The following is a 7,826-nucleotide window of genomic DNA, read 5'->3' as shown; positions in this document are numbered from 1 at the left end:
CGGTGCGGGTCCCCCCCCCCCCCCCCCGGCCCCCCCCCCCCCCCGGGCCCCCCCCCCCCCCCCCCCGGGGGGGGGGCCCGCGCCCGGCCCCGGCCTCCTGCCAGCGACCGAGCCGACGCCAGCAGGTTTGGCCGGAGCCGAAGCCCAGCTCCAGCGGCAGATGCTGCCAGATCATGCCGGTGTACAGCACGAACAGGATCCCCTGCAGACACAGCCGGTCGCCCACCGGACACGGGTCCGGCGACCGCTGCGGCCGCGCCGGCAGCAACGGCTCGATCCGCCCCCACAGCTCGTCGTCCACGATGCACGGCTTCTTGCTCACACCATCACGAACGGACGGATCGTCACATCGGCCACGTCCCACCAGCAACGATCATCAAGATCGTGTTACGAGCTCATAGAGCCCGGGGAAGGGCGGTACCTGCTCCGACCGTCGGTGGACGAGGATCCGTCCAGGCTCATCACGACACACCGTCACGGCAACTCGGTGCACCAACCCTCCCGGAGGGGCTGCCGGCGGCTGACCACCACTCCCTGCACACGATCTTGATCGTCGACACGCTCCACCAGTTCATCCACGACGCACACCCGGGCAGAGCCCACTGACAACGCCGCTTCTCTGGGCCCGCAGAGGCCGACCCAGGAGAACCGGAACCAGGAGGCCGGACACCGGTGACCACAGTTGTCGACCTGTCGCGCTCAGCCTCAACCGCCCACAACACCGTCGGTGACAACCAGCCTGCCGATGTGACAACCATCGTGCTTCGGCTCAGTCTGAGCTCGATAGTTGTCACCGGCGGAGCCGAGTGGCCTGGCAGAAGGGCCGGGCCGGAGCAGCCTGGTTGTCACCTGGAAGGCAGGCTACTTGTCACAGACGCTCGTGCCTTTCGATCCCTCACCTCGTTGGTCGGCCGCCGGCGGTTCGGGCTCGACGGCTGTACCGACATAGCGTGACGGCGCCGGTCACGAGGACGTGCTTGCGCCATCTCCCCGGGGCGGCGCGAACCTGAAGCGCGTCACCAGGGCACCTCTCCCTCGTCGTCGAAGAAGCGGCCCGTCGGCCCGTCGGCCGATACGGTGGCCAGCCGGATCGCGGCGGCTGCGCCCTGCTGTGGGGTGCGCACTCCCCGGAAGCCGTTGAGGTCGGTCGCCGTGAAGCCGGGGCAGACGGCGTTGATCAGGATGTGCGTGTCGGCCAGTTCCTTGGCGTACTGCACGGTGACGGCGTTGAGGAACGTCTTCGACGGAGCGTACGCGATGGCGATGGGGCCGGTCTCGGCGCCAGGCGTGGTCTGGAGTGTGAGGGAGCCGACACTGCTGGAGACGTTCACGATCCGCGGTGACGGCGAGCGGCGCAGCAGCGGCAGCAGGGCGTTGGTGACGCGGATGACGCCGATCACGTTGGTCTCCACGGCCGCCCGTACCCGGTTCACGTCGACCGTGGTGGGCTCCTGCGGCCCGCCCCCGGTGATCCCCGCATTGTTGACGAGCGCGTCGAGCCGCCCGGCCCGCTCCTCCATCAGCCGAGCCGCAGCCATCGCGCTCGCGTCGTCGGTCACATCCAGCGGCACGCCGAACGCATCGGCTCCGGCCGCGCGCAGCTTGTCTACAGCGGCCTCGCGCCGTTCCTCGTTCCGCGCGCCGATTCCGACTGACCAGCCGAGGGCGCCGAGCCCGGCGGCGATCTCGTACCCGATGCCCTTGTTGGCCCCGGTCACCAGCGCGACCTTGTGGTGGTTCACCGTGTTCGTCTCACTCATGACATCGATGCTTCTCCCCCGCCGGGCAGGGCGTCCAAGACCGATTGGGTTGACGGTGATACCGTCCGGGTATCGCTCCTGGTCGGCCCGGTAGGCTGGCGGGGTGGAGACACGTGAGCTGCGGTACTTCGTCGCGGTCGCCGAAGAGCTGCACTTCGGCCGAGCCGCGCAGCGGCTCGGGATCGCCCAACCCCCGCTGTCGCGGGCGATCGGCGGGCTCGAACGGCGCCTGGGCACCCTCCTGCTGGAGCGCGGCAGTCGAGGTGTATCCCTGACCGGGGCAGGGGCGGTGCTGCTGCGGGAGGCGCGGGCTGCGCTGAACGCCGTCGAGGCCGCCGAACGGCGCACCCGCCGGGCCGCCCTCGCCGCGACCGGCTGCCCCGCCGTGGTCCTGGCGGCGAAGGCGGGCGCCTCCGGTGAACTGCTGGCAAGACTCCTCGACGCCTACGCCGCCGAGCCCGGCGCCTTCGCCGTGGACGTCGTGCTGTGCGGGCCGGGCGAGCAGGCACGGTTGCTGCACGACGGCCGGGCCGACGTAGCCCTGCTGCATCGGCCATTCGACGACACGGCCGGCTTCGACACCGAGGACCTGCACTGCGAGGGTCAGGTCGCGATCCTCCCGGCGGGCCACCCTCTCAGCGCCCGCCCCCACGTGCGGCTCGCCGAGGTCACCGACCTTCCCGACCTGCCCCTGCCCCGCTGGCCTCGCCCTGACGGCACCTTCCCGGACGGCCCCGGACCGCAGGTGCGCGACCACACGCAACTCACCCAGCTCATCGCCCTCGGCCGCGCCTGCGCAGTCGTCCCGGAGTCGGGCCTCACCGGCCTGCGCGAGGACCTCACCGCCGTACCGGTCCCCGACGCCCCCCACGTCACCACGGTCATCGCCTGGCCCCCACACAGCCGCTCAACGGCGGTCGCGGGGCTGGTCCGCGCCGCCACTGCCCTGTGACCGACAGCGGTGAACGCCGGGACATGGTGCTGGAATTCGGGGACAGCGTCCGGACTCCCATCAGCGAGCGGGCGGCCGCCCTCGTCGAAGAACATGCCGCCGTCTTTACCGCCTCCCAGGAACGCAAGCGGCAACGGGAGGCGGGACAGCCCATGGTAGCCACCAAAGCAGCAACCTCCCGCTCCACCACAGCCGCGCGCGGTCTTGGAGAGGCGCCCTCGTCAACCTCGCCCGGCGCTCACTCCAGCAAAGAGCACAGTCCCGCCGCAGAGGCCCTAACCGATAGTGCCGAGAATCAGCGGAAGACTCCGTGCCGGCCCAGAATCAGGTCGGACAGCGCGTCCTGATGCTGGGCGTTCGTCAGTGGCGGTACCTGCGACAGAGGGAAGTGCTTAAGCTCCAGGGTCTCTCCTTCCTGACCTGCCAACTGGCCGCCCACGACTGAGCAGCGGAAAAAAGTAGTGATCGGTTGTGCCACGTCGCCGTTTGGATAGGAGTGCCGGTACTTGGTGTAAACGCCGAGCAGCGTGTCCACCCGCACCCGAAGACCGGTCTCTTCCTCTGTCTCGCGTACCGCAGCCTCGGCGGCCGACTCGCCTAATTCGATCGCCCCACCAGGAAACCCCCATGCACCGTCGTCGCCACGCTGCTGCAACAGAACGCCGTCATCGGTGACCACGCAGGCAGCGGCGAAGTTCAGCTGAATCAAGGAATTGCCGACTCGAGACCGAAGCCAGCCGATATAGTCCGACATAAAGAGCGATTCCCCTCTCATGGAATCCGACTTGAACCTACTCGCGGACCAGTATAGGGAAGCTGAATAGGGAACATGATGGAAGAGCACACACCGCAGCTTTCGCAGCAGTAGCGCGACCTACTAAGTGGCCCGCGATGTCCTCCTTCAATTGATCGGGAATGCCGCGGGCCGTATGGCGGCTGGAGAAAGTGAATGGGCCGAAAAACGCGATCGTTGGACCGCCCTACTGAAAGCGCTCGATCCGCAGGACACCGACGCTGTACGCCATCCTCTACGTCGACCGCACCTGCATCCCTGGCGCTACCTGCCCCACGACTCCCCACCCCACCAGACCGTCTACGGCTACTTCGCTCGCTGGGAAGCCGACGGCATCTTCGAGCAACTCACCGGCCCGTTCCGCGGCAAAGTCCCCAGGCCGAAGGTCACACCATCGAGCCCAGCGCCTGCCCGATCGACAGCCGGAGCATCAAACCTCCGCCACCGCCCCCCTGACCAGCCAAGGTGTCGACCCGGCCAAGAGGATCGTCGGACGCAAGCGGCACATCATCACCGACACCCTCGGCCTGGTCTTGGCCGTGACCGTCACCACTGCCAGTGTCCACGACTCCGCCGCCGGCACCCAGCTCCTCGCCCACGTCGCCGCACACCACCCCACCATCCTCAAAGCCTGGGGCGACAACGGCTACAGGACCATGCCGTCGAACACGCAGCCCTCCTCGGCATCGACCTCGAGATCATCCAACGTGACCCCACCACTCACGGCTTCCACGTCCAACCCCGCCGCTGGGTTGGCGGCCATCGTGTTGGCGTGGGCGACGTTGCGCAGCCACAGGGCGTCGGTGAGGTAGGCGTCGAGCTGGGCGGACTGGAAGCGCATCTTGGAGGTGAGCTGGCCGGCGCGCTTGACGCGGAAGGACAGTTCCGGGTGAGCTTGCAGTCGAAGACGACGATGGCGTCGGCGGTCACGACGCCGTTCTTGCTTGCGCCGAAGGACAGGACGTCAACGCCGGCCTGCGGGCGCGCAGCCCAGCGCGGCGACGGCGCTGGCGAAGCGGGCCCCGTCCATGTGGACGCGCACGCCCGCGTCCTTGGCGGCACGGCCCAGGCTGCGGATCTCGTCGAGGTTGTAGCGCGCGCCGTTCTCGGCCGCGTGCCGCTGACGGCCCAGGGTTGCGCGCTGTGCGCACATCCCCCACCTTGCGGTTGGCGGCGGCGTGCAGCTGCTCCATGCCGATCTTGGCGTCGTCGCCGGGCAGAGAGACACGCTTGGCCCGCTGGTGAAGAACTCCGGGGCGCCGCACTCATCGGTGTTGATGTGGCCGTCGCGGTGGCACAGCACGCTGCCCCAGGGCGGGCGAGGGCGGCCAGCCTCAGGGCCTTGGCTGCGGACCCGGTGGAGACGGGCAGGACGTCGACGTCGCGTTCGAAGGTCTCGACGAAGCGGGCGCGCATTCTGCCCGCCGCCCTGGTGACCTTGCCCGGCGAGCGGCCCTTGCGGGTTTCTCACGCCGCCGGGCCCCGGCCCTCCTCGACCAAGGTCCAGGCGTGGGCGAACAGTTCGGGCAGGGTGCGGGTGGGGAGCGGGGACGGGTTGTCCAGTCGGCCGTTGTAGGAGCGCCGCACGCCGAGCAGGTCCGCCTTCCACGCCTCCATCGGGTGGTAGGGCTTCGCGGCGTGGATCCACTCGCCCGGCAGGAACAGCCCGCGGCCCGCGCGGGGGCGCTTGTCCTCGACGACCAGGCCGCGCTCGACCAGCACGGCGGCGGCCTTGTGGTGCCGAGCGGCCTGCCAGCCGTTCCAGGTACGGATGGTGCGGTCGCTCGGCGCCCGCAGGGTCAGCAACTGGAGGTAGAGCGTTGCCGCGTCCTCGTCGATACCGAGTGCGGTGACGACCTGTCGCAGCGCCTCGGGCGCGGAGAGCGCGGGATTCGTCTCGTACGACCCGGAGGGCAGCGTGCCGTCCTCGAGCCGTTTGACAATGCGCGCGCAGACCGGGCCCCGCAGCCATTCGACGAGCTCCAGATCGGGGTCGTAGCGGGAGCCTGAGCGGGCCGCGCGCAGGGTGCGGGAGCGGTCGTCGTCGCCGTAGAACGCCGGGCGGAAGTACAGCTTGGGCTGGGAGCGGTCGCCTCTGCGGTCGACGGTGCCGTCCACGACCACGGTCAGCCCGTCATCGATGCTCGCGACGTCCAGTGGTTCCGGACCCTCGTAGGGGTGGAACCCGAACCGGTCGTGCACGTCGGCGACCGTGCGGCCCACCGTGTGGCTGAGGTCGCCGGCGTCCAGCAGGAGGCCCGGGTGGTTCAGCCGCTCCAGCAGGGCTCGCACGAGGCCGGGAGCTCCGGCGCGGACCGGGTCGCCGGCGGGCAGCTCGGCGTAGACCTGGAAGAGGTGCGGGACGACGGTGCGCAGCGTCTCCTGGAACTCGACGAGGGTCCAGCCCTCGGCGGTCGGGAAGGGGCGGAAGTCGCTGTTGCGGATCCAGGTGTCGAGGTTCGAGCCGAGGCCGGGGATCGTGGCGCGGTCGGTGAATGCCGCGCAGAAGCGGCCCGCCGACATCAGGGACATGTGCAGGTCGAGGACCGCGTCGAAGGTGCGCTGCGGTACCACGGTCCGCCGGCCGTACCGCTCCCGCCAGGCCAGCGCGACCCGTTCCGCCACCGCACGCATGCCCTGCGGCTCCCACAGCTCGGTGGGGTCTTCGGGCAGGACGTCCGCCACCAGGTCGAGGCGGTCAAGGGTGCGCATGCGGCCGGGTTCGCGGACGCCGTCCTTGATCTCGGCCACCTTGAGCCGGTGGATCTTCCGCTCCCGGTCGTCGAGGCGCGGGAGGTAGCCGGCGGTGAGCATGCCCGCCAGCACGAAGGACGCCGCCGCGCGGCCCATCCCCGTGCCGTCCCGCAGCGCGGCCACCGCATCGAGGTCCCACGGCACCGGCCCGCGCTCCCGGACGAGGTCCACCAGCCGGCGTACCTGCCCGGCGCTGCCCCACCCCCCGCGCGGAACGTCGGTCGCCTCTTCGATCGTCCCGAGGCTCGGCGGCTCCGCCTCCCCCGTTCGCAGGTCGACGAACTTCCGCAGTCCGTCGGGGGCCCAGCCGACCGCGACGGCCGCCCCCCGCTCGTCCCGGACGGCCACGGGGCCGCCGTCGGCCACCCGTACCAGGCCGGTGCGGAGCCGGGCCCGCGGATCGGCGAAGGGACTGTCCGCCCATATCTCCAGCAGCGCCAGCAGCCGCCGGCGCCGCTCCTCACGTGTGGGCTCCACGGCGGCGCGCAACGCCACGGCAGCGATACGTCCCATGAAGCGGGTCCAGGAGCCCTCCCCCGCGGTTCCCGGACCGTCCTGCGGCGCGGCCGACTCCCATGTCCCGTCGAGGTAACGGCCCGTCCGCTCGATACCGGCGAGCACGCCCTTGCGGGTCCAGTACCCGGAGCCGTCGACGAGCCCGTCCAGCGCGGCCGCCACGCCGTGATCGTCCACGGCCACCACCTCGGCGTCCGCCGCCCGCAGCCCACCGCCCGTCATCCCGTCTCCCCTTTCCGCATTCGAAGGTCCCATGGTCCGATCATGACGTAGGGGTCTGACATCGCGGCCCGCGGCTGAGTACCCGTCGGCTGCGGCGCCGGCGCCGGCGCGAAGGGAACGGTGGCTGGCTCATCGGAATCCCTCGTGAAGTGAATCGGCGGACGCCGCGAGCCGTCAGCGACTTTGGGAGGGGACGGACGGGACGCAAGCGCGGCGGTGGCGGCGAAGAATGGCCGCGGCCCCCGATCGTCCGTGTCGGTCCGGTCCGGCAGAGCCGGCTGCGACGTGTGGTAGCCGGCGACGTCCAGCCAGGAGGTCCACGGAGGCCGCGTGGTCGTAAAAGCTGACCTTGCCGTTCACCACGGGCACCACGACCAGGTTGGGATAGTGCTCCCGGCGGTGAAGTCGAGCTGGCTCTGGGCGGCCGAGAACGCGGCGCCGGCCCGGCCGGAAGCGGGTGCGTGGTGGCCGATCTGCACACGCTCGGCGGAGGAGCGGCTGGCGCGCTGCTGCTCGGCAGCGAGGGCCGCCTTGTCCTTGGTGGTCAGGGCGTTGAGCAGCTTGTTCGCCTCGGCGAGCTTGCTCTGGCTCTCCTTCTTCCTGTTGACCAGCTCGGTGCGGGTGGAGGCCAGGTCTCTGCTTCTCGGTTGCCTATGCGGCGCAGCAGAGGCGAGCAGCGGCCGAGGCTGAAGTGCGTCAAGAGGGGGGTGGGGGGGGCGGGGGCGGGCCCCCCCCCCCCCCCCCCCACCCCCCCCCCCCCCCCCCCCGGGGGCGGAGGGCGCGCCGGCGCCCCCCCAAAACCAGCCCCCCCCCCCACCCCCCCAAAACA

At 70.7% G+C, this 7,826-nt stretch carries 5 protein-coding genes and 3 pseudogenes; 2 read left to right on the top strand and 6 right to left on the bottom strand.

Annotated features, from left to right (window positions below; all coding sequences use genetic code 11):
- Positions 1–88: 88 nt before the first annotated feature.
- The 3 genes and pseudogenes from ACF1GV_RS17985 to ACF1GV_RS17975 all read right to left on the bottom strand — a co-directional run.
- Positions 89–322 (bottom strand): annotated as a pseudogene (locus ACF1GV_RS17985) (transposase); the annotation flags it as partial.
- A 69-nt stretch (positions 323–391) separates the two neighbouring features.
- Positions 392–609: pseudogene (locus tag ACF1GV_RS17980) on the bottom strand (NTP pyrophosphohydrolase); the annotation flags it as partial.
- A 407-nt stretch (positions 610–1,016) separates the two neighbouring features.
- On the bottom strand, positions 1,017–1,760 hold the full coding sequence (locus ACF1GV_RS17975; RefSeq protein WP_391681512.1) for an SDR family oxidoreductase: 744 nt from the start codon (positions 1,758–1,760) through the stop codon (positions 1,017–1,019).
- 103 nt (positions 1,761–1,863) lie between these two features.
- Here ACF1GV_RS17975 and ACF1GV_RS17970 point away from each other — a divergent pair, with 103 nt between their 5' ends.
- Positions 1,864–2,712 (top strand): LysR family transcriptional regulator, encoded by an 849-nt coding sequence (locus tag ACF1GV_RS17970; protein WP_391681509.1) that lies wholly within the window; start codon positions 1,864–1,866, stop codon positions 2,710–2,712.
- A 295-nt stretch (positions 2,713–3,007) separates the two neighbouring features.
- On the opposite strand, the gene ACF1GV_RS17965 is transcribed toward ACF1GV_RS17970, so the two are convergent.
- Positions 3,008–3,466 carry an NUDIX hydrolase gene (locus tag ACF1GV_RS17965; protein WP_391681506.1) on the bottom strand — a complete coding sequence of 153 codons (459 nt, stop codon included), beginning with the start codon at positions 3,464–3,466 and terminating at the stop codon, positions 3,008–3,010.
- Between the two features lie 266 nt (positions 3,467–3,732).
- Between ACF1GV_RS17965 and ACF1GV_RS17960 the strand changes: the two are divergent.
- Positions 3,733–4,259: pseudogene (locus ACF1GV_RS17960) on the top strand (transposase); the annotation flags it as partial.
- 210 nt (positions 4,260–4,469) lie between these two features.
- Here the strand turns inward: ACF1GV_RS17960 and ACF1GV_RS17955 are convergent.
- Entirely contained in the window at positions 4,470–4,658 is a 189-nt protein-coding gene (locus ACF1GV_RS17955) for a beta-eliminating lyase-related protein (protein ID WP_391681503.1), read from the bottom strand.
- 314 nt (positions 4,659–4,972) lie between these two features.
- The gene (locus ACF1GV_RS17950; protein ID WP_391681500.1) at positions 4,973–6,997 is read right to left on the bottom strand and encodes a hypothetical protein; all 2,025 of its coding nucleotides are present in this window, start codon (positions 6,995–6,997) and stop codon (positions 4,973–4,975) included.
- Positions 6,998–7,826 lie beyond the last annotated feature (829 nt).

This window comes from Streptomyces sp. NPDC014006 (genome assembly GCF_043088925.1).
Classification (GTDB): Bacteria; Actinomycetota; Actinomycetes; order Streptomycetales; family Streptomycetaceae; genus Streptomyces.
Note: the sequence above shows the minus strand (reverse complement) of the source record. Positions and strands in the feature narration are given on the sequence as shown.

Coding starts and splice junctions, on each gene's coding strand:
- ACF1GV_RS17965 (WP_391681506.1), bottom strand. CDS start 3,466: ATGTCGGACTATATCGGCTGGCTTCGGTCTCGAGTCGGCAATTCCTTG.
- ACF1GV_RS17975 (WP_391681512.1), bottom strand. CDS start 1,760: ATGAGTGAGACGAACACGGTGAACCACCACAAGGTCGCGCTGGTGACC.
- ACF1GV_RS17955 (WP_391681503.1), bottom strand. CDS start 4,658: ATGTGCGCACAGCGCGCAACCCTGGGCCGTCAGCGGCACGCGGCCGAG.
- ACF1GV_RS17950 (WP_391681500.1), bottom strand. CDS start 6,997: ATGACGGGCGGTGGGCTGCGGGCGGCGGACGCCGAGGTGGTGGCCGTG.